Genomic DNA, 19,115 nt, shown 5'->3' on the forward strand with positions numbered 1-19,115 from the left:
CCTTCTCCGTCGCCCGCCAAGGCGTCAGGACGGGACCACCCCGTCCACCCAGTTGAGGATGCGGCGATACAGGCGGTCCGTCTCCGGCGCCACGAACACGTGATGGCCGGATGTCGGCACCACATGCAGCGTGAAATCGGGGCAGCGGGCATAATCCGCCGGCAGCAGGTGCGGCGGGCCGGTCATGTCCCTTTCGCCCACCGAAAGGAACACTGGCACGCCGATCGCGCCCAGCTCCTCGCGGACATTGCCGGGCATCATCGCGTGCATGCCGATATTGGCGAGCACATTGTTCATCACCTCGCGCAGCGCGCGGCCGGCGGGCGTATCCTTCTCATGCCGGGGGGCCGGCAGATAGGGCTGCGCACCGAAGCGGACCCTGGCGAATTCGACCACGCGGGAACGGCCGCCATCGGGCGTTTCCAGGGCGGCGCGCAGATCGTCATCCAGATATTCGGGCAGGCCCGTGGTGCCGAAGCAGAAGAGCAGCATCGCCGTGAAATCGGGGGACGCCACCTGATGCACCGCGCTGATCATCGCGCCCGCCGAATGGCCGGTGCCGATCACCGGCAGGCCGGGCAGCGGCGGCAGGCCGCCCAGCCCGCCTTCCGCCAGCCGGCCGCGGATATCGGCCAGCGCGCGGATATTCCCCTGCGCCACCGCCTCGGTAGTCAGCGCATAGCCATCCTCCGGCTGGGTGCTGTCCCCCACGCCCACGGGATCGATCGCCACGACGACATGCCCGGCCGCGACCAGGGCGGCGGCGAGGCTGAACGCCTCGTCATCCGGATTTTGCGGATCGTGGAGATCATAATAGCCGCGCGCGACCCCGCCGCCCGGCACGCACCAGAAGAGCAGCGGCCGATCCGCCAGCCGGGAGGGGACATGGAGGTCGAGCGCCAGCTCGATCGCCCCCGCGCCCGGCGCGATCTCCCCCACGTCCACCCTGAGCACATGCACGGCGTGGCGCGGTGCGGCGCGGGAGGCGGCCACCGCCGTCATAGCCCCAGGATCGCGCCCGCGACGCCGGAGGCGCAGAACACCGTCTCCACATTCTTCACCTGGTTGGCGGCCGTGCCGCGCAGCTGGCGGACGCCTTCGGTGATGTTGTTCATGCCGTGGATATAGGCCTCGCCCATCAGCCCGCCATTGGGGCTGAGCGGCGTGCGGCCGTCGAGGTTCATATGGCCGTCGCGGATATAATCCTTGGCCTCGCCCCGCCCGCAAAAGCCGAAGCCCTCGGTCTGGCGCAGGATCTGCGGCGTGAAATTGTCGTAGATCATCGCGACGTTGGTTTCGCGCGGCGCGATGCCGGCGGCCTTGGTCAACCGCTCCGTCACCCGCTGCGACACGGCAAGCTCGGTCAGGTCGCCCTCATAATAATCCGATATGATCTCGTGATTCTTGAGGAAGGCATATTCCGCGCCCAGGATGCGCGCCGGCTTGTTCTTGGTATCCCGCGCGCGATCGGCCCGCGCGATCACCAGCGCCACGCCGCCATCCGATTCCTGGCAGCAATCGAGCAGGTGGAGCCAAGGCGCCACGATCCACTTGGAATTCTGGTGATCCTCCAGCGTGATCGGCTTGCCGTGGAACCAGGCGATCGGGTTGGTCGCGGCATTGCTGCGCAACAGCACCGCGATGCGGCCGAGATCCTCGGACGTGACGCCGTAGCGGTTCATATAGGGCGCGCACGACAGCGCTTCCCACACCGCCGGCGTCTGCGCGCCATAAGGGAAGCACCATTCGATGAAGGTGCTGCTGCGGCCGCTGGGCTGGATGTTGAGGTTGGGCTGGCCGAAACGATAGGCCGAACGCTCGTTCATCGCGCGCCATACGACCATCACGTCGCAGAAACCCGATTCCACCGCCTTCTTGGCATGGACCAGCGTGGTGACGGAGGATGCCCCGCCCTGCGGCGTGCGGAGCGTATATTTGATCTCCTCCACGCCGAGGTTGCGCATCAGATCGACCTCGTCCGAATTGTCGAGATCGAAGGTCAGGCAGCCGTCCACATCCTTGGGCGAAAGGCCGGCATCGTCGAGCGCGGCGAGCACCGCCTCCGCCATCAGCTGCTGTTCCGAACGGCCCGAATTACGGGAAAATTCCGTCTGGCCGATGCCGACGATCGCGGCCTGGGCATTGCGATCGACCATCATCAGGCCTCCTTCGCGGGATGGAAGACGGGGATGCGATTGCCGCCGCTGGTGGTGGCGAAGCCCACCTCCACCTTCATGCCGATCCGCATCTGCTCCGCCGGCACGCCTTCGACATTGGTGACGAAGCGGAGCCCCTCCTCCACCTCCACCAGCGCCACGATCGGCGGCTCGTTGAAGCCGAACGCCGCCGGGTGGACGGGCATCACCCAGCTCACCACCGTGCCGCGGCCGGAAAGCTCCTGCTCCTGCCGGTCCTTGCTGAGGCAATCGGGGCAGATCGCGCGCGGCGGGTGCCACAGCCGGCCGCAGCCGCCGCATTTCTGCGCGACGAAGCGCCCTTCGTTGGCGGCCCGCCAGAAAGGCGCGCCATCCACCGTCATGATCGGATCAGGACGGTGGGGGTTGGGATTGGTATCGCCGCTCATCGCCAGGGGCTCCGCATTCATTGCCAAGGGCTCCGCATCTGCTGCTGGGTGGCGCGGGGCGGATCGCAGGCGATCGCGCCCTCGGCCGCCAGCGCATCGATCCCGGCATCGTCATAGCCGAGCGTTTCGAGGATCTTGGCCGTATCGCGGCCGACGATCAGCGGCGGCCCCTGGATCACGCCCGGCGTGCCCGAAAGCTCGTAGGTCAGGCCGATCTGCTCCAGCTTGCCGACGGCCGGATCGTGATAGTCGGTCGTCCATTTGCGCTGGCGCAGCACCGGATCGTCGAACAGGCGCAGCGATGCCGTGTCGTCCGAAAGCTCGGCGGGCACGCCGGCGGCCGCCAGCGCGGCCAGCGCATCGGCCACCGCCCTGCCCGCGAAGAAGGCAACCGGATCGCCGCCGGCGAGACCATCGAACGCCTGCTTTTCCGCATCCGTGATCGCCGCCACCTGCACCCAGCCGTCCGCCGCCTGATAGAGGCGGTAATGCGCCGAATAGCCGGTCTGGTCCTTGTCGAGCCGCAGGCGGGGAACCGCCGCGCCGTCGGGCTTCGCCACCGCATAGCTGGTGTTGAGCAGGCAGGCGTTGACGATCGAGGTATCGACGAACTGGCCCCGGCCGGTCTTCTCCCGCTCCATCAGCGCATTGAGGATGCCGATCGCGGAGAGGAAGCCGTTGCCGGTATCGCCCAGCGAGGTGAGGCTCCAGATCGGGCGGCCGCCGGCGGCGACGGCCCCGTCCTCATGCTGGATGCCGGACAGGCAGGCGCCGGTCTGGTCGTTGCCGGGAAGGCCCATGCGCGGCCCCTTCTCGAACCCGCGCGTGTGGCAGTAGATGAGGCGCGGAAATTCCTTCGACAGCGTCTCATAATCGAGGCCCAGCCGCTGGGCGGCGTCGTAGCGCATATTGTGCTGCACCACGTCCGCGCTGGCGATCAGATCCTTGAGGATCGCCATCGCCTTCGGATGCTTCAGCATCAGCGCGATCGAGCTTTTGCCGCGATTGGCCATGTAGGCGATGTGGTTGCGATGCCAGTAGGTATCCCACAAGGCATTGATCTTGATGACCTCCGCGCCGAGATCGGCAAGGAGCTGGCAGCCGAACGGCCCGGCGATGGCCAGGCCGAGATCGAGCACGCGGATGCCCTTGAGCGGCGGATCGCCCGGCGTGGTATCGACCGGCTGGCGAACCGGATCGGGCAGCGCGGCCGCCTCGTCCTTGACCGCCTTGGTGTCCGCGCCGCGGGCATGGGCCGGCCCCTTCACCTCGCCCTGGCTGTTCGACAGGCGATAGGTGATGCCGACCTGGTTAATCGGCCCGAGATCGGGATCGTTCACGGTGGTGACGCAGCGATCGTCGATCAGCAGCGGATCGGTGAGCGATTCCTCGAGCGGGCGGCATTCCTGCATCGTCATCTCGGCGATGCGGGCGGCCTCCACCCATTCGGCCGCGCTGAACTTGGCGATCGCATCCTGCAGCAGCGGCTGATAATGCGCCATCACCAGCAATTCCTCCGGCCCGATGCCGAAGCGGTCGGGATCGTTCTGCACGGTGAGATCGGGCGTGGCGTTCAGCGTTTCGCCGGCCGACGCGCTCAGGATGAAGCGCGGGTTGGGCACCCAATTATGCACCCAGCGCCCGTCCTTGCACCGGAAATGCCCCTTGGGCGACTTGGAGCTGAGGATCCAGGTGTTGAAGCCGGGGGCGTCCGGTTCCTCCATGCGCTGCCACACGCCCGAGGCGCAGGCCATCGCGCCCTGCTGCAGCGAGGTGCTGACCTTCTGGCCGCGCCCGGTGCGGGTGCGCGCGAACAGGGCGGCGGCGATGCCGGTGGAGGCGGAGAAGAAGGCGCCCAGCGACGGCCAGGGCGATGCCACGAACAGCGGGCCTTCGCGATTGGCGCCCTGCAGCCATTCGGGATCGATCTCGGCCGCGTCGATGAAGGGGTTTTCCCGGCCCGTCATGTGCCAGACGGCGCCTTCGGGATGGCCGCGCTGTTCATATTGCAGGCCGACGCGGGCGGCGACCAGCGCGTCATAGCCCTTGCGGTCCTGATCGGGCGTGCCTTCGCCATAAGCGGTGATCGAGCAGTAGATCAGCCGGGGATTGATGGCGGCGAGCGCCTCGTGATCGATGCCCAGCCGCTTCGTGACGCCGGGCGCGAAGCTTTCGATCAGCACGTCGGCATTGGCCGCCAGCTTCAGGAACAGCGCGTGATCGTCCACGTCCTTCAGATCAAACACGGCGCTGCGCTTGCCGCGATTCCATACCTTGTAGCCGAGGAGCTGGCCGAAGGGATCGCCCTGGGGGCGTTCGATCCGGGTGACCTCGGCGCCATGGTCGGCGAGCAGCATGGCCGTCATCGGCCCCGCCACGCCCCAGGAAAGATCGAGCACTTTCAGTCCGTCGAGAACGCCGGCCATAACCTCTCCTCCTGATGCCCCCGCGTTTTCGCGGTAGGCGGATCCTGCCACCGCGCATGTCCCGCGGCGAGCGCTGACGGAATCCTCTTGCCGCCAACGTGAATCACATTCACCTTGAATGGATCAAGCTGTCAACAGTCAATGCCGAATGCCGCGCAAATGGCCATCATCACTCCGCACAAGGCGCCAATTCCGCATTTTAGATGACCATATGCGCAACCATATCGCGCTTTCGACAACGACTAACGCTTGAAATGCCCGATAACGGCCGATAGAGCCGATGGCATGAACGTCGCCCGCAGCGCGGCGACGAGAGAGGAGTGATGGGGGCATGTCGGTACATTCGCTCGCCTATCTGGTCATAGGCGCCCGCGATCTCGCTGCCTGGACGAGTTACGCCGAATCGGTCGTCGGGCTGATGCGGGGGGATTCGGGCCAGGAGAACGTGCTCCACTACCGCATGGATCACCGCAGCTTCCGCTTCCGCATCGAAGCAGGCGAGGCGGACAAGCTGATCGCCACCGGGCTGGAATGCGCATCGCGCGCGGATTGGGACAAGTCCCTGTCTTCACTCAAGAATGCGGGCGTCGCCGTCGAGGTGGCGAGCGCAGCCGAAGCCAAGGCGCGCGGCTTCCACGATCTGTTCCGCTGCGTCGATCCGGCGGGCAATCCATTGGAGATCGGCTGGGGACACATCGTTTCCGGCACGCCCTTCATCTCGCCCCAGGCGGTCGACGGATTCATCACGCTGGACGGCGACAACGACATGGGCTTCGGCCATGCCGTGCTGCCGGCGCCAAACATCGACGAGACCCGCGCTTTCTATGTCGACCTGCTCGGCTTCGCCAATTCGGACGAGATGCGCGTCTATCTGCAGGGCGGCCCGGACGATCCCGGCATCGGCATGCATTTCCTCCATGCCGGCAGCCCGCGTCACCATGTGATCGGCCTGGCCCAGTTCCCCAATCCTTCGGGGCTGGTGCACACGATGGTCGAGGTGGCGACGCTGGACGAGGTGGGCATCGCGCTCGATCGCGCGCTCGCCGCCGGCACGCACATCTCCTCGACGCTGGGCAAGCACACCAACGACAAGATGGTGAGCTTCTACATGCGCACGCCGGGCGGGTTCGACATCGAATATGGCTGCGGCGGCATCCGCCCCGACTGGAGCAATTTCACCCCCACCTTCACCATCAAGGAGGATCTGTGGGGTCATGTATGGGATTTCGGCCAGTGAGTGATCTGAGTTTCGACAAGCGTATGACGGTCGATGACATCGTCGGCCGGATCAAGGACGGCATGACGATCGGCATGGGCGGCTGGGCCACCCGCCGCAAGCCCATGGCGCTGGCCCGCGCGATCGCGCGGTCGGACCTGAAGGACCTGACGCTGGTGGCGCCCTATGGCGGCCCCGAGATCGGCATCCTGGCCGCTTCGGGCAAGCTCAAGAAGCTGGTGTTCGCCTTCGCATCGATGGACCAGATCCCGATCGAGCCGCATTTCAAGAATGCCCGCCAGGCCGGCCTGCCGGTGCTGGAGCTGGACGAGGGCATGGCGCACTGGATGCTGCGCTGCGCGGCGATGAAGCTGCCCTTCCTGCCCACCCGCGTCGGCATCGGCACCTCGATCATCGAGCAGCCGGGCTTCGCCACGGTGAAGAGCCCGTTCGAGGATGGCGAGGAGCTGGTGGCGGTGCCGCCGCTGAAGCTCGATATCGCGCTGATCCACGTCCATCGTTCGGACGAGAAGGGCAATGTGCTGGTGCTTTCGCCGGACCCCTTCTTCGACGAGCTGCTCGCCCGCGCCGCCGACGAGGTCTACGCGACGGCGGAGAAGATCGTCTCCACAGCCGAGCTCGACATGCGCGCCAACGCGCGGTTCAACCTGTTCGAACGTTCGGTGCTGACCGGCGTGGCGGAGGCCCCGTTCGGCGCCCATCCGACGAGCGCCCAGCCCGACTATGAGATCGATATGAAGCATCTGAAGACCTACGTCGCCTCGGCGGAGACGCCGGAGGCATGGGAGGCCTATCGCCAGCAGTTCGTTGCGGTCGATGCCGATGCCTATCTGGCGGCGGTCGGCGGCGCGGATGCCGTGCTCGCTTCGCCCCGTCCGGTTTATTGAGGGAGGCGGGACCATGACCTATACGCTCGCGGAACTCATCATCCACACCGCCTCCAAGGCCTGGGCCAATGACGGCGAGATCCTCGCTTCCGGCATCACGCCCCTGCCGCGCCTGGGCGCCAGCCTGGCCAAGACCACGCTCAACCCGCGCCTGATCGTCTCGGACGGCGAAAACTGGTTCGCCGACGCGCCGATCCCGCCCGGCCCGCGCAACGGCAAGGATTATGTGATCGAAGGCTGGGCGCCTTACGACCGCACCTTCAACAACCTCTGGAGCGGCAAGCGCCACGCGATGGTGGCCCCGGTGCAGATGGACCGGTTCGGCCAGGCCAATATCAGCGTGATCGGCGATCATGCGAAGCCCAAGGCGGCGCTGCTCGGCGCGCGCGGCTTCCCCGGCAACTCGATCAGCCACGCCAACAGCTTCTTCTTCCCCGTGCACAACAAGCGGGCGCTGATGGGCGGCGAGGTCGACTATGTCTGCATGGCCGGCTACAATCCGGCCCGCCAGATGAACGGCCGCTATCCGCCCGGCCTCGACCTGCGCGTCATCATCACCAATCTGTGCGTGATGGACTTCGGCGGGCCGGACCACGCGATCCGCATCGTTTCGCTGCATCCCGGCGTCACCTTCGATGAGGTGCAGGACAATACCGGCTTCGACATCGTCCGCCCCGAAGGCGCGATCCCGGAGACGGAAGGCCCGTCGGCAGCGGTGCTCGCGGAAATCGCGCGGCTCGATCCGAACGACGTGCGGTCCAAGATGCTGAAGGACAATCCCCCCGGAAGGCGCGACTGATGACGGAAGCGACGGTTCCCGTTCTCGACGGCTGGTTCACGCTGGATGGTGCGGCCCCGCACCTGATCGGCACGCGCTGCGCCGCCTGCGGCACCTATTATTTCCCCAAGCTGGAAACCTTCTGCCGCAACCCGGACTGCGAAAGCTCGCAGTTCGAGACGGTGGAACTGTCGCGCCGGGGCAGGCTCTGGTCCTTCACCAACGCCTGCTACAAGCCGCCGGAGCCCTATATCGCGGCCGATCCGTTCGTGCCCTATGCCATCGCCGCGGTGGAGCTGGATCGCGAGAAGATGGTCGTGCTGGGTCAGGTGGTCGACGGCGTCGGCGTCGAGGACCTGAAGGCCGGCATCGAGATGGAGCTGGTGCTGGGCACCATAGCCGATGCGAACCTGCCCGAGGGCAAGCTCACCTGGAAATGGAAGCCCGTCGAAGGAGCCGGCCAATGAGCGGCGAGATCGCGATCATCGGCGTCGGCATGCACCCCTGGGGCAAATGGGGCCGCAACTTCGCCGAATATGGCGTGGCGGCGGCGCAGGCCGCCATCAAGGATGCCGGCATCCACTGGCGCGACGTGCGCTTCATTTCCGGCGGCGGCACCGTGCGCAACGGCTATCCGGGCTATGTCGCCGGCGCCACCATCGCGCAGGCGCTGGGCTGGCAGGGGGCGGAGGTGAACACCTCCTACGCCGCCTGCGCCTCCGGCTCGCAGGCGCTGGCCGCCGCGCGCACCAAGATATTGTCGGGCGATTGCGAGGTCGCGCTGGTGGTGGGCGCGGACACCACGCCCAAGGGCTTCCTGGCCCCGGCCAAGGGCGAGCGCCCCGACGATCCCGATTGGGTGCGTTTCCGGGTGGGCATCACCAACCCCACCTATTTCGCGCTCTATGCCCGCCGCCGCATGGAAATCTACGGCGACACGCAGGACGATTTCGCGGCCGTGAAGGTGAAGAATGCCGAGCATGGCTTCACCAATCCCAATGCGCGCTATCGGAAGAAGTTCACGGCGGAGGATGTCGCGGCATCCGCGATGGTGGCCGATCCGCTGCGGCTGATGGACGTGTGCGCCACCTCCGACGGCGGCGCCGCGCTGATCGTGTGCAGCCTCGATTATGCCCGCAGGATCGGCAAGGCCGATGCCGTGCGCATCGCCGCCATCTCGACCGTGACGCCGAGCTTCCCCTCGGCGCTGGTCGAGATGCCCGATCTCGCCACCGACAGCGCGGTGGCGGGTGCGCCCTTGAGCTTCCGTTCGGCACTGCCGGCCAAGGCCTATGAGCAGGCCGGCATCGGCCCGGAGGACGTGTCCGTCGCCGAGGTCTACGACCTTTCGACCGCGCTGGAGCTGGACTGGATCGAGGATTGCGGCCTGTGCGCCCGTGGCGAGGCGGCCGCCCTCACCCGTTCGGGCGCGACGCGGATCGGCGGGCGCATTCCGGTGAACCCCTCGGGCGGCCTCGCCTGTTTCGGGGAAGCCGTGCCGGCGCAGGCGATCGCGCAGGTGTGCGAACTGACGTGGCAGCTGCGCGGCCAGGCCGGGGACCGGCAGGTGGAAGGCGCCAAGGTGGGAATCACCGCGAACCAGGGCCTGTTCGGCCACGGTTCCTCGGTGATCGTGAAGCGCTGATGGCTTACGATCCCCTCGCCACGGTCCTGACCGAGCGGCTGGGCTGCAGCGTGCCCGTGATCCAGACGGCGATGGGCTGGGTGGCCGAGCCCCCGCTCGTGATCGCCTCCACCAATGCCGGCGCGTTCGGCTTCCTCGGCGTCGCGGTGATGACGCCCAGGGAAGCGGCCGAGAAGATCAAGCTGGTCCGCGAGGCGACGACCGCGCCCTTCGGCGTCAATTTCCACATGTTCCAGCCGGGCGCGGCGGAGATCGTCGATCTCGTCATCGCCAACAAGGATCGGGTGCGCGCCGTCAGCTTCGGGCGCGGGCCGGACCGGAAGATGATCCAGCGCTTCAAGGATGCCGGCATCCTCTGCGTGCCCACCGTGGGGGCGGTGAAGCATGCGCAGAAGATGGTCGAACTCGGCGTCGACATGGTGACGGTGCAGGGCGGCGAAGGCGGCGGCCATACCGGCTCCGTCCCCACCACCATCCTGCTGCCGCAGGTGCTGGACGCGGTGAAGGTGCCGGTGATCGCCGCCGGCGGCTTCGCGGACGGGCGCGGGCTGGCGGCGGCGCTGGCCTTCGGCGCGGTCGGCATCGCCATGGGCACGCGCTTCCTGATGACGCAGGAAAGCCCGCTGCCGCAGAAGGCCAAGGACGTCTATCTGAAGGCCGGCACGGACGACATCATCGTATCGAAGAAGATCGACGGCCTGCCCCAGCGCATGGTCCGCACGCCCCTGTTCGACAAGATCGAGCGTTCCGGCACGATCGGCATGTGGCTGCGCGCGATGGAAGGCGGGCTCGAAATGAAGAAGCGCACCGGCGCGAGCTGGGGCGAGATGATCGCGGCGGCCAAGGGCATGACCAGCCATGGCGGCTTGAGCTTCATGCAGGCGATGCTCGCCGCCGCCGCGCCCACGCTGATCCAGAAGGCGGTGGTGGAAGGCGATATCGAGAACGGCCTGCTCGCCACCGGCGTGGTCGGCGGCCGCATCGACAAGCTGCCGACCTGCGCCGAGCTGATCGCATCGATCGAAAGCGAGGCCCGCGCCCGCATCGCCGCGCTGACCGGCGCCGCCCCCGCATCGACCGCGGCGGCCTGAGGAGAGAATAGCCAATGCCCATCCGTATCCATGTCGAGGACAATATCGGCGAGGTGATCGTCGATCACCCGCCGGTTAATGCGCTCGACAGCGCGACCGTGAACGAGCTGGCGGACATCATCGCCGAGGTGGGCCAGCGCGAGGACGTGCGCTGCATCCTGATCCGCGCCGTGGGCAAGGGCTTCAACGGCGGCGCCGACATCAAGGAAATGCAGGCGAACCCGGAGCGGATCGTAAACCTCAACCGGGGCAATTACCGCACGTTCAAGGCGATCCACACCTGCCCGGTGCCCGTGGTGAGCGCGGTGCAGGGTTTCGTGATCGGCACCGGCATCGGCATCTGCGGCGCGTCCGACGTGGTGATCGCCGCCGAGAACGCCTATTTCTCCCTGCCCGAGGTCGATCGCGGCGCGATGGGCGGCGCCAGCCACCTCCAGCGCATGTTCCCGATCCAGAAGGTGCGCGCCGCCTTCTTCACCGGCGGGCGCATCCCGGCCGCCGAAGCCTATCGGCTGGGCGCGGTCGAGATGGTCGTGCCGGTCGAGGAGCTGCATGCCAAGGCCCGCGAATTCTGCGCGATCATCGCCTCCAAGAGCCGCAAGGCGCTGACCACCGCCAAGGAGGCGCTGAACGGCATCGAGCCGCGTGACGTCGACCAGGGCTATCGCTGGGAACAGGGCTTCACGCTGGAAATGTACATGCACGAGGACAGCCAGAAATCGCGCGACGCCTTCGTCCATGAGAAGGGCCAGGCGGCGAAGTTCTGATGCCCGCTGACTTTCTTTCCCCGTTCGTCCCGAGCGAAGTCGAGGGACGTGCCGCAGGCGGATCGCAAACGTGTCTCGACTTCGCTCGACACGAACGGATTTGAATTGATGGATCTGAATTACACCCCCGAACAGCAAGCCTTCCGCGCCGAGGTCCGCGCGTGGATGGAAGCCCATGTTCCCAAGACCGCGCTCAAGACGCTGGAAGGCCGCGAAGGCTATGACCAGCATGTCGAGTGGGAGCGCACGCTGGCGTCCGGCAACTGGGGCATGGTGACGTGGCCCGAAGCCTATGGCGGCCGCAACCTCGACCTGATCCGCTGGCTGATCTTCGAGGAGGAATATTATCGCGCCAAGGCCCCGCTGCGCGCCAACCAGAACGGCATCTTCCTGCTCGGCCCGACGATCATGGAATATGGCACGGACGAGCAGAAGGCCCGCTTCCTCACCCCCATGGCCAAGGGCGAGATCATGTGGGCGCAGGCCTGGTCCGAGCCGAACGCCGGATCGGACATGGCGGCGATCCGCAGCCGCGCCGTGCGCGACGGCGACCATTATGTCATCAGCGGCCAGAAGACCTGGTCCAGCCGCGCGGCCTTCGCCGACTGGTGCTTCGGCCTGTTCCGCACCGATCAGGACAGCAAGCGCCACAAGGGGCTGAGCTTCATCCTGCTGCCGCTCGACTCGCCCGGCGTCACCGTGCGGCCGATCCGCCAGCTTCATGGCGAGACGGGCTTCGCCGAAATCTTCTTCGACGAAGTGCGCGTGCCGGTGGAAAACCGCATCGCCGGCGAAGGCGAGGGCTGGAACGTCGCGATGGCGACGGCAGGCTTCGAACGCGGGCTGATGCTGCGCTCCCCCGCCCGCTTCCAGGCGACGGCGAAGCGGCTGGTGGAGCTTTATCGCCAGCACGAAGCCCATGCCGCCCCCGCCGCGCGCGAGGCGGTGGCGCAGGCCTGGACCGATGCGGAAGCCTATGCGCTCAACACCTACATGGTCGCCTCCACCATCCAGGCGGGCGGTCATATCGGCGCGGAGGCCAGCCTCAACAAGATCTTCTGGTCGGAACTCGACCGGTCGATGCACCGCACGGCGATGAGCCTGCTCGGCGCGGCGGCGGAGCTGCGCACCTTCGCGGACGGCGCGATGAACGAGTGGCTGGAAGGCTATATCTTCTCGCTCTCCGGCCCGATCTATGCGGGATCGAACGAGATCCAGCGCAACATCATCGCCGAGCGGCTGCTCGGCCTGCCGAGGTAAGCGCCATGGATTTCCGCTTCACCGAAGACCAGATCACGCTGCGCGACAGCGTGCGCGAATATCTGGAAGGCACGCACACGCCGGAACTGCTGCGCAAACTGGACGAACATGGCAACCGCGACGACGGCGTGTGGAACGGCCTCGTCGAAATGGGCCTCGCCGGCCTGCTCGTGCCCGAGGACCAGGGTGGGCTGGGCATGGGCCTGATCGAGGCGACCCTGATCGCGGTCGAGCTGGGCCGCGCCAATGTCAGCGAGCCGATCGTCGATACCGCCTTCGTCGCGGCGCCATGGCTCGCGGCCAAAGGGCAGACCGATCGGCTGGGGGATATCGCCGGCGGCGCGCTCAAGGTGGCGCTCGCCCATGACGTGAACCCGTGGGTCGCCGATCTCGATCAGGCGGGCGCGGTGATCTCGCACGGCAAGCTGGCCGACGTCGCCGCCTCGCCCGTCGCCCTGGATTCGGTCGATCCGCTGCGCCGGCTTTCCGCGCGCGGCGATCTGGGCGGCGGCGATCCGCTGCTGCTCGACCTTGCGGCACTGATGGCGGCCGCCCAGTTGGTCGGCGCGGCCGATCGCATGCTGGCGCTGGCGGTCGATTATGCCAAGCAGCGCGAGCAGTTCGGCCAGCCGATCGGATCGTTCCAGGCGGTGAAGCACCACGCCGCATCGGTGGCGGTGAAGGTGGAGTTCGCCAAGCCGGTGCTGTGGCGGGCGGCCTATGCGCTCCAGAACGGCCATGCCCGCGGCTCCGTCCATATCAGCCACGCCAAGCTGGCCGCCACCGACGCCGCGATCTTCGCGGCCGAAACCGCGATCCAGATCCACGGCGCCATGGGTTATACCTATGAGGTCGACCTCCATTTCTGGATGAAGCGCGCCTGGGCGCTGGCCGGCGCCTGGGGCGACCGCGCCTTCCACCTGAAACGTATCGATGACGCCGTGATCGGCGGCGGCATCGACCTTGGCCCCGATCGCACCTTCGCAAGCGAGATGATCCATGCCTGAAGCCTATATTGTCGATGCCATCCGCACGCCGACCGGCAAGAAGAAGGGCAGCCTTGCCGGCTGGCATCCGGCCGATCTGGGAGCCATCCCGATCAAGGCGATCGTCGATCGCACCGGCATCGATCCCAACGCGGTGGACGACGTGGTGTGGGGCTGCGTGGACGCCGTCGGCCCGCAGGCCGGCAATATCGGCCGCAGCGCCTGGCTGGCGGCCGGCTATAGCGAGGCCATTCCCGGCGTCACCATCGATCGCCAGTGCGGTTCCTCCCAGCAGGCGATCCACTTCGCCGCGCAGGGCGTGATGAGTGGCACGCAGGACCTGGTGATCGCGGGCGGCGTGCAGAACATGAACGCCATCCCGATCTCGTCCGCCATGTATGCCGGGCAGGCGCTGGGCTTCGAAACGCCCTTCTCCACCTCGCCGGCGTGGAAGGCGCGATACGGCGACGAGGAAGTGAACCAGATCTACGCCGCCGAGAAGATCGCCGCCACCTGGGGCATCAGCCGGCAGGACATGGAAGCCTTCGCGGTCGAAAGCAATGCGCGGGCGGAACGCGCCATCGACGAAGGCCGCTTCGACAGCCAGATCGTGCCCGTCGGCGATTTCCGCATGGACGAGACGGTCCGTCGCGGCACCACGCTGGAAGGCCTGGCGGGCCTCAAGACCGTGCGCGAGGGCGGCCTCATCACCGCCGGCGTCTCCAGCCAGATTTCGGACGGCGCATCGGCCGTGCTGGTCGCCAGCGAGCAGGCGGTGAAGGCTCACGGGCTGAAGCCGCGCGCGCGCATCCATCATCTGACGGTGCGTGGCGACAGCCCGATCTTCATGCTGACCGCGCCGATCCCGGCCACGCGCCATGCACTGGAAAAGACCGGCCTCAAGCTTTCCGACATCGACCTGGTCGAGATCAACGAGGCTTTCGCCAGCGTCGTCCTCGCCTGGGCGAAGGAACTGGACGCCGACCTGTCGAAGGTCAACGTCAATGGCGGCGCCATCGCGCTCGGCCACCCGCTCGGCGCGACGGGCGCCAAGCTGATGACGACGCTGCTCTACGAACTGGAGCGCACCGGCGGCCGCTATGGCCTGCAGACGATGTGCGAAGGCGGCGGCCTCGCCAACGTGACGATCATCGAAAGGCTCTGATGCCGGTCTATGCCTTCGAGGGCCTCGTGCCCGTGGTCGATCCGGCGACCTTTCTGCACCCGACGGCGGTGCTGATCGGCGACGTCGTGATCGGCCCCGGCTGCTATATCGGCCCCGGCGCGTCGCTGCGCGGCGATTTCGGCCGCGTGGTCGTCGAAGGCAATGCCAGCATCCAGGACAATTGCACCCTCCACACATCGTCCGAAAGCGATTGCGTGGTGGGGTTCGGCTGCACGGTGGGCCATGGATCGGTGCTCCATGGCTGCCGGCTGGGCCGCAACGTGCTGGTCGGCATGAACAGCGTTGTGCTGGACGATGCGGAAATCGGCGAGGACAGCCTGATCGGGGCCTTGAGCCTCGTCAAATCGGACATGCGGGCACCGGCGCGCAGCCTGATCGCGGGAAACCCCGCCAGGGTCGTGAAGGAAATCCCGGAGGACAAGGTTTTCTGGCGGATGGGGGAGGATGGCGAATATGTCCGCCTTGCCCGCCGATCGCTGGCCGGCCTCGTCGAATGCGAACCGCTGGCCGCGATGGAGCCGGGGCGCGGGCGCCCGGCGGGCGGCGCCAGGGCGGTCCGCTTCGCGCGATCCAAATGATATAGATACGGAGGAAAGACGTGGGCATCTGCGAAGGGCGCGTGGCGATCGTGACGGGGGCCGGCAACGGCCTCGGCAAGGCCTATGCGCTGGGCCTGGCGGCCGAAGGCGCCAAGGTGGTGGTGAACGACCTGGGCGTCGGCACGCATGGCGAGGACGGCCTCACCAAGGGCGCTGCCGAACAGGTCGTCGATGAGATCCGCGCCATGGGCGGCGAGGCGGTGGCCGATACCGGCGACGTCGCCGATTGGGATGCCGGCAAGCGTATGGTGGACCTTGCGGTCTCCACCTTCGGCCGGCTGGATGCGGTGGTGAACAATGCCGGTTTCGTGCGCGATCGCATGTTCGTTTCCTGCACGCCCGAGGAATGGGACGCCGTCACCCGCGTCCACCTGCGCGGCCATTTCTGCACCAGCCGTCACGCGGTCGATTACTGGCGCGCGCAGCAGAAGGCGGGCAACCCGATCGACGCGCGGATCATCAACACCACCTCCGGCGCGGGCCTGCAGGGTTCGATCGGCCAGAGCGCCTATTCGGCCGCCAAGGCCGGCATCGCCACGCTGACGCTGGTGCAGGCGGCCGAGCTTGCCCGTTACGGCATCACCGCCAACGCGCTGGCGCCCAACGCCCGCACCCGCATGACGGCCACCGCCTTCGACATGAGCGTGGCGGAAGGCGAGTTCGACGTGTTCGCGCCGGAGAATATGGCGCCGCTGGTCGCCTATCTGGTCAGCGAGCAATCCCGCAAGGTGACGGGCCAGGTGTTCGAGCTGAAGGGCGGCCGCATCTTCCTGTCGCAGGGCTGGACGGACAGCCCCGCCTACGACAAGGGCGCCCGCTTCGAGGCGAGCGAGCTTGCCCCGATCGTCGAGAAGCTGGTGGCGACGCGCGAGCCCGCCAAGCCCGTCTACGGGACCGCCTGATCCATGTCCGCCGGCCTGACCGACGACCAGATCTTCATCCGCGACAGCGCGCGGGATTTCCTGCGCGACCGCGCGGATTTCGATGCGCTGCGCAAGGCCGTGGACGGCGCCGGCTGGGATCGCGCCCTGTGGGACAGCTTCGCCGGGGAACTGGGCTTTGCCGGGATCGGCGTGGCGGAAGCCCATGGCGGCGCGGGGCTGGGCCCGGTGGAGCTGGCGCTGATCGCCGAGGAGCTTGGCCGCACGCTGGCGCCCATCCCCTGGTTCGAAACCGCCGTGCTGGCCGCGACCGCGATCGCGGAAGCCGGCGGCGAGGCGCAGCAGGCGGCCTTGCTCGGCCCCATCGCCCGCGGCGAGACCATCGCCACGCTGGCGATGCGCGATGCGGCCGGCGGGCCGATCCCCGAAGGCATCGGCCCGGTGCTGGAAAAGGACGGCGGCGGCTATCGCCTCAGCGGGCGCGCGCATTTCGTGCCTTTCGGCGCGGATGCCGATCTGCTGATCGTCGCCGCGCGTGAGCCCGGTTCCGCCGGCTGGGACGGCATCAGCCTGATCGCGCTTGCCGCCGCCGGCCTCGAGCGCGAGGCGCTCACCTCGCTCGATCTCACCCGTCCGCTCGCCCATGTCGATCTCGACGTCACGATCGGCGCGGATGCGATCCTGGGCGCCGTGGGTGCCGCGGGCCCGGCGCTTCGCCGCACGCTCGCCATCGCATCGGGCATCCTTGCCTCCGAACAGGTGGGCGGCATGCAGCGCACGCTCGACGAGACGGTCGAATATTCCAAGCAGCGCGTGCAGTTCGGCCGGGTGATCGGCTCCTTCCAGGCGATGAAGCACCGCATGGCCGACATGAAGCTATGGCTGGAAGCGGCCCGGTCCGCCGCCGCCATGGCCGCCGACGCCATCGCCCGCGACGCGGGCGACATGGAGACGCTCTCGGCCGCCGCCCGCTCCTACTGCTCGGACGCCTATCTCCGCATCGCGGCGGACGGCATCCAGCTTCACGGCGGGATCGGCTTCACCTGGGAACATCACGCCCACCTCTTCTTCAAGCGCGCGCGCGGAACGGCCACGCTGCTGGATTCGCCCGCGCATCATCGCGAGCTTATCGCCCGCGCCATCATCGATACGGAACAAGCCGCATGACCAGCATTCCCGCCTACCCCACCCCGCTCGGCCTGCTGAAGGGCAAGACGGTGGTCGTCACCGCCGCCGCCGGCACCGGCATCGGCTTCGCCACCGCCAAGCGCGCGGCCGAGGAAGGGGCCACCGTCCTCATCAGCGACTTCCACGAGCGCCGCCTCAACGAAGCCGCCGATCGGATCGCCGCGGAAGTGGGCACCCGCCCCTTCACCCGGATCTGCGACGTGACGAACGAGGAGCAGGTGCAGGCGCTGCGCGATGCGGCGGTGGCTGAGCTCGGCCATGTCGACGTGCTCATCAACAATGCCGGGCTGGGCGGCGAGGTCGACGTGGTCGACATGACCGACGACCAGTGGAACCGCGTGCTGGACGTGACGCTGACCAGCGTGTTCCGCATGAGCCGCGCCTTCCTGCCCCACATGTATGAGCGCAGGACCGGCGCGGTGGTGAACAACGCCTCGGTGCTCGGCTGGCGCGCGCAGAAGGGCCAGGCCCATTATGCCGCCGCCAAGGCCGGCGTGATGGCCTTCACCCGCTGCTCCGCCGTGGAAGCCGCCGAACATGGCGTGCGGATCAACGCCGTATCGCCCTCGATCGCGATGCACGCCTTCCTCGCCAAGGTGACGACGGACGAGCTGCTGGCCAAGCTGACCGAGCGGGAAGCCTTCGGCCGCGCCGCCGAGGTGTGGGAAATCTCCAACGTCATGCTGTTCCTCGCCTCCGATCTCGCCAGCTACATGACCGGCGAGGTCGTCAGCGTTTCCAGCCAGAGGGCCTGACGATGACGGCGAAGGTCTATGCCAGGCCCCAGGATCTGATCGGCCAGGAGGGCACGAAGCTCGGCCCCACCGACTGGCTGACGATCGACCAGAAGCGCATCGACGGCTTTGCCGAGGTGACGGGCGATCACCAGTGGATCCATGTCGATGTCAAGCGCGCGAAGACCGGGCCGTTCGGGCGCACCATCGCCCACGGCTACCTCACGCTCAGCCTCGCCAACTTCTTCCTGCCCCAGCTTATCGAGGTGCAGGGCTTCGCCCATGCGGTGAACGTGGGCACCGACAAGACGCGCTTCCTCGCTCCCGTGCCCGAAGGATCGCGCATCCGGGGCGTGGGCGAGATCGTGCATGTCGAGGAGATCAAGGGCGCGATCCAGCTGGTCGTGCGCATCACCATAGAGATCGACGGCGGTGACAAGCCGGCCTGCGTCGTCGACACAATCGGCCGCTATTTCCCGGAGTGAGAGAGATGCCCAGCCACGAACAGAAGGTTGCCGTCGTCCAGGCCTATATCGATGCGTTCGCCAAGGGCGATCCCGCCGCCGTCGCCGCATTGTTCGCGCCGGGCGCGTCCGTCGAGGACCCGGTCGGCACCGGCGCGCATGTAGGCCATGACGCGATCCTGGCCTTCTACACCGAATCGATGAAGACGGGCGCGAAGCTGAAGCTGGAAGGCCCCGTGCGCACCGCCGGCGACTATGCCGCCTTCGCCTTTTCCGTGTCGCTGGCCTTCAAGGATACGGCACGGATCGACGTGATCGATACTTTCCGCTTCAATGAGGACGGCAAGGTCGTGGAGATGCGCGCCTATTTCGGCCCGAACAACATGCAGGGAATGTAATCGA

General features: G+C 67.4%; 20 protein-coding genes. 16 read left to right on the forward strand and 4 right to left on the reverse strand.

What is annotated here, in order from left to right; translation table 11 throughout:
• Positions 1 to 24 precede the first annotated feature (24 nt).
• From BHE75_RS15570 to BHE75_RS15585, 4 genes are read right to left on the reverse strand one after another with little or no spacing between them, the layout of a single operon-like run.
• Complete coding sequence (locus BHE75_RS15570) at positions 25 to 1,002, reverse strand: alpha/beta fold hydrolase (RefSeq protein ID WP_070934411.1); 978 nt, start codon at positions 1,000 to 1,002, stop codon at positions 25 to 27.
• On the reverse strand, positions 999 to 2,159 hold the full coding sequence (locus BHE75_RS15575; RefSeq protein WP_139181743.1) for a thiolase C-terminal domain-containing protein: 1,161 nt from the start codon (positions 2,157 to 2,159) through the stop codon (positions 999 to 1,001). Before BHE75_RS15575 ends, BHE75_RS15570 begins: the two co-directional genes overlap by 4 nt.
• Positions 2,159 to 2,605, reverse strand: coding sequence for a Zn-ribbon domain-containing OB-fold protein (locus tag BHE75_RS15580; RefSeq protein WP_084653252.1), 447 nt, complete (start codon positions 2,603 to 2,605; stop codon positions 2,159 to 2,161). The genes BHE75_RS15575 and BHE75_RS15580 overlap by 1 nt, the downstream gene beginning before the upstream one ends.
• Positions 2,602 to 5,010, reverse strand: coding sequence for a CaiB/BaiF CoA transferase family protein (locus BHE75_RS15585; RefSeq protein ID WP_070934412.1), 2,409 nt, complete (start codon positions 5,008 to 5,010; stop codon positions 2,602 to 2,604). The genes BHE75_RS15580 and BHE75_RS15585 overlap by 4 nt, the downstream gene beginning before the upstream one ends.
• A 331-nt stretch (positions 5,011 to 5,341) precedes the next feature.
• Between BHE75_RS15585 and BHE75_RS15590 the strand changes: the two genes are divergently transcribed.
• From BHE75_RS15590 to BHE75_RS15665, 16 genes are all read left to right on the forward strand, one after another.
• Positions 5,342 to 6,247 (forward strand): VOC family protein, encoded by a 906-nt coding sequence (locus BHE75_RS15590; protein ID WP_015457697.1) that lies wholly within the window; start codon positions 5,342 to 5,344, stop codon positions 6,245 to 6,247.
• Positions 6,244 to 7,134, forward strand: a complete 891-nt coding sequence (locus tag BHE75_RS15595) for a CoA transferase subunit A (protein ID WP_015457698.1) — start codon at positions 6,244 to 6,246, stop codon at positions 7,132 to 7,134. Before BHE75_RS15590 ends, BHE75_RS15595 begins: the two co-directional genes overlap by 4 nt.
• A gap of 13 nt (positions 7,135 to 7,147) precedes the next feature.
• On the forward strand, positions 7,148 to 7,933 hold the full coding sequence (locus tag BHE75_RS15600; protein WP_015457699.1) for a CoA-transferase subunit beta: 786 nt from the start codon (positions 7,148 to 7,150) through the stop codon (positions 7,931 to 7,933).
• Entirely contained in the window at positions 7,933 to 8,379 is a 447-nt protein-coding gene (locus tag BHE75_RS15605; RefSeq protein WP_015457700.1) for a Zn-ribbon domain-containing OB-fold protein, read from the forward strand. The genes BHE75_RS15600 and BHE75_RS15605 overlap by 1 nt, the downstream gene beginning before the upstream one ends.
• The gene (locus tag BHE75_RS15610; protein WP_015457701.1) at positions 8,376 to 9,557 is read left to right on the forward strand and encodes a lipid-transfer protein; all 1,182 of its coding nucleotides are present in this window, start codon (positions 8,376 to 8,378) and stop codon (positions 9,555 to 9,557) included. The genes BHE75_RS15605 and BHE75_RS15610 overlap by 4 nt, the downstream gene beginning before the upstream one ends.
• Positions 9,557 to 10,648 (forward strand): NAD(P)H-dependent flavin oxidoreductase, encoded by a 1,092-nt coding sequence (locus BHE75_RS15615; protein ID WP_070934413.1) that lies wholly within the window; start codon positions 9,557 to 9,559, stop codon positions 10,646 to 10,648. Before BHE75_RS15610 ends, BHE75_RS15615 begins: the two co-directional genes overlap by 1 nt.
• A gap of 14 nt (positions 10,649 to 10,662) precedes the next feature.
• Entirely contained in the window at positions 10,663 to 11,415 is a 753-nt protein-coding gene (locus BHE75_RS15620) for an enoyl-CoA hydratase family protein (RefSeq protein ID WP_015457703.1), read from the forward strand.
• Between the two features lie 108 nt (positions 11,416 to 11,523).
• Positions 11,524 to 12,675 (forward strand): acyl-CoA dehydrogenase family protein, encoded by a 1,152-nt coding sequence (locus BHE75_RS15625; RefSeq protein ID WP_070935982.1) that lies wholly within the window; start codon positions 11,524 to 11,526, stop codon positions 12,673 to 12,675.
• A gap of 5 nt (positions 12,676 to 12,680) precedes the next feature.
• On the forward strand, positions 12,681 to 13,682 hold the full coding sequence (locus BHE75_RS15630; protein ID WP_015457705.1) for an acyl-CoA dehydrogenase family protein: 1,002 nt from the start codon (positions 12,681 to 12,683) through the stop codon (positions 13,680 to 13,682).
• Positions 13,675 to 14,826 (forward strand): acetyl-CoA C-acetyltransferase, encoded by a 1,152-nt coding sequence (locus BHE75_RS15635; protein WP_015457706.1) that lies wholly within the window; start codon positions 13,675 to 13,677, stop codon positions 14,824 to 14,826. The genes BHE75_RS15630 and BHE75_RS15635 overlap by 8 nt, the downstream gene beginning before the upstream one ends.
• Positions 14,826 to 15,425: a gamma carbonic anhydrase family protein gene (locus BHE75_RS15640; RefSeq protein WP_015457707.1), complete on the forward strand. Its 600-nt coding sequence runs from the start codon at positions 14,826 to 14,828 to the stop codon at positions 15,423 to 15,425. The genes BHE75_RS15635 and BHE75_RS15640 overlap by 1 nt, the downstream gene beginning before the upstream one ends.
• A gap of 20 nt (positions 15,426 to 15,445) precedes the next feature.
• Positions 15,446 to 16,348: an SDR family oxidoreductase gene (locus BHE75_RS15645; protein WP_015457708.1), complete on the forward strand. Its 903-nt coding sequence runs from the start codon at positions 15,446 to 15,448 to the stop codon at positions 16,346 to 16,348.
• A 3-nt stretch (positions 16,349 to 16,351) separates the two neighbouring features.
• A complete protein-coding gene (locus tag BHE75_RS15650) occupies positions 16,352 to 17,494 on the forward strand; it encodes an acyl-CoA dehydrogenase family protein (RefSeq protein WP_070934414.1) in 1,143 nt (380 codons plus the stop codon).
• A complete protein-coding gene (locus BHE75_RS15655) occupies positions 17,491 to 18,270 on the forward strand; it encodes an SDR family oxidoreductase (RefSeq protein WP_070934415.1) in 780 nt (259 codons plus the stop codon). The genes BHE75_RS15650 and BHE75_RS15655 overlap by 4 nt, the downstream gene beginning before the upstream one ends.
• 2 nt (positions 18,271 to 18,272) lie before the next feature.
• On the forward strand, positions 18,273 to 18,734 hold the full coding sequence (locus tag BHE75_RS15660; RefSeq protein WP_070934416.1) for a MaoC family dehydratase: 462 nt from the start codon (positions 18,273 to 18,275) through the stop codon (positions 18,732 to 18,734).
• Positions 18,735 to 18,739: 5 nt separating this feature from the next.
• A complete protein-coding gene (locus tag BHE75_RS15665; RefSeq protein WP_015457712.1) occupies positions 18,740 to 19,111 on the forward strand; it encodes a nuclear transport factor 2 family protein in 372 nt (123 codons plus the stop codon).
• Positions 19,112 to 19,115: the final 4 nt, after the last annotated feature.

Origin of the sequence: Edaphosphingomonas haloaromaticamans (assembly GCF_001853345.1) — a bacterium.
Taxonomy (GTDB): Bacteria; Pseudomonadota; Alphaproteobacteria; order Sphingomonadales; family Sphingomonadaceae; genus Sphingomonas_E; species Sphingomonas_E fennica.

Coding starts and splice junctions, on each gene's coding strand:
- BHE75_RS15635 (WP_015457706.1), top strand. CDS start 13,675: ATGCCTGAAGCCTATATTGTCGATGCCATCCGCACGCCGACCGGCAAG.
- BHE75_RS15640 (WP_015457707.1), top strand. CDS start 14,826: ATGCCGGTCTATGCCTTCGAGGGCCTCGTGCCCGTGGTCGATCCGGCG.
- BHE75_RS15655 (WP_070934415.1), top strand. CDS start 17,491: ATGACCAGCATTCCCGCCTACCCCACCCCGCTCGGCCTGCTGAAGGGC.
- BHE75_RS15660 (WP_070934416.1), top strand. CDS start 18,273: ATGACGGCGAAGGTCTATGCCAGGCCCCAGGATCTGATCGGCCAGGAG.
- BHE75_RS15615 (WP_070934413.1), top strand. CDS start 9,557: ATGGCTTACGATCCCCTCGCCACGGTCCTGACCGAGCGGCTGGGCTGC.
- BHE75_RS15600 (WP_015457699.1), top strand. CDS start 7,148: ATGACCTATACGCTCGCGGAACTCATCATCCACACCGCCTCCAAGGCC.
- BHE75_RS15570 (WP_070934411.1), bottom strand. CDS start 1,002: ATGACGGCGGTGGCCGCCTCCCGCGCCGCACCGCGCCACGCCGTGCAT.
- BHE75_RS15610 (WP_015457701.1), top strand. CDS start 8,376: ATGAGCGGCGAGATCGCGATCATCGGCGTCGGCATGCACCCCTGGGGC.
- BHE75_RS15625 (WP_070935982.1), top strand. CDS start 11,524: ATGGATCTGAATTACACCCCCGAACAGCAAGCCTTCCGCGCCGAGGTC.
- BHE75_RS15605 (WP_015457700.1), top strand. CDS start 7,933: ATGACGGAAGCGACGGTTCCCGTTCTCGACGGCTGGTTCACGCTGGAT.
- BHE75_RS15665 (WP_015457712.1), top strand. CDS start 18,740: ATGCCCAGCCACGAACAGAAGGTTGCCGTCGTCCAGGCCTATATCGAT.
- BHE75_RS15575 (WP_139181743.1), bottom strand. CDS start 2,159: ATGATGGTCGATCGCAATGCCCAGGCCGCGATCGTCGGCATCGGCCAG.
- BHE75_RS15580 (WP_084653252.1), bottom strand. CDS start 2,605: ATGAATGCGGAGCCCCTGGCGATGAGCGGCGATACCAATCCCAACCCC.
- BHE75_RS15650 (WP_070934414.1), top strand. CDS start 16,352: ATGTCCGCCGGCCTGACCGACGACCAGATCTTCATCCGCGACAGCGCG.
- BHE75_RS15585 (WP_070934412.1), bottom strand. CDS start 5,010: ATGGCCGGCGTTCTCGACGGACTGAAAGTGCTCGATCTTTCCTGGGGC.
- BHE75_RS15630 (WP_015457705.1), top strand. CDS start 12,681: ATGGATTTCCGCTTCACCGAAGACCAGATCACGCTGCGCGACAGCGTG.
- BHE75_RS15620 (WP_015457703.1), top strand. CDS start 10,663: ATGCCCATCCGTATCCATGTCGAGGACAATATCGGCGAGGTGATCGTC.
- BHE75_RS15590 (WP_015457697.1), top strand. CDS start 5,342: ATGTCGGTACATTCGCTCGCCTATCTGGTCATAGGCGCCCGCGATCTC.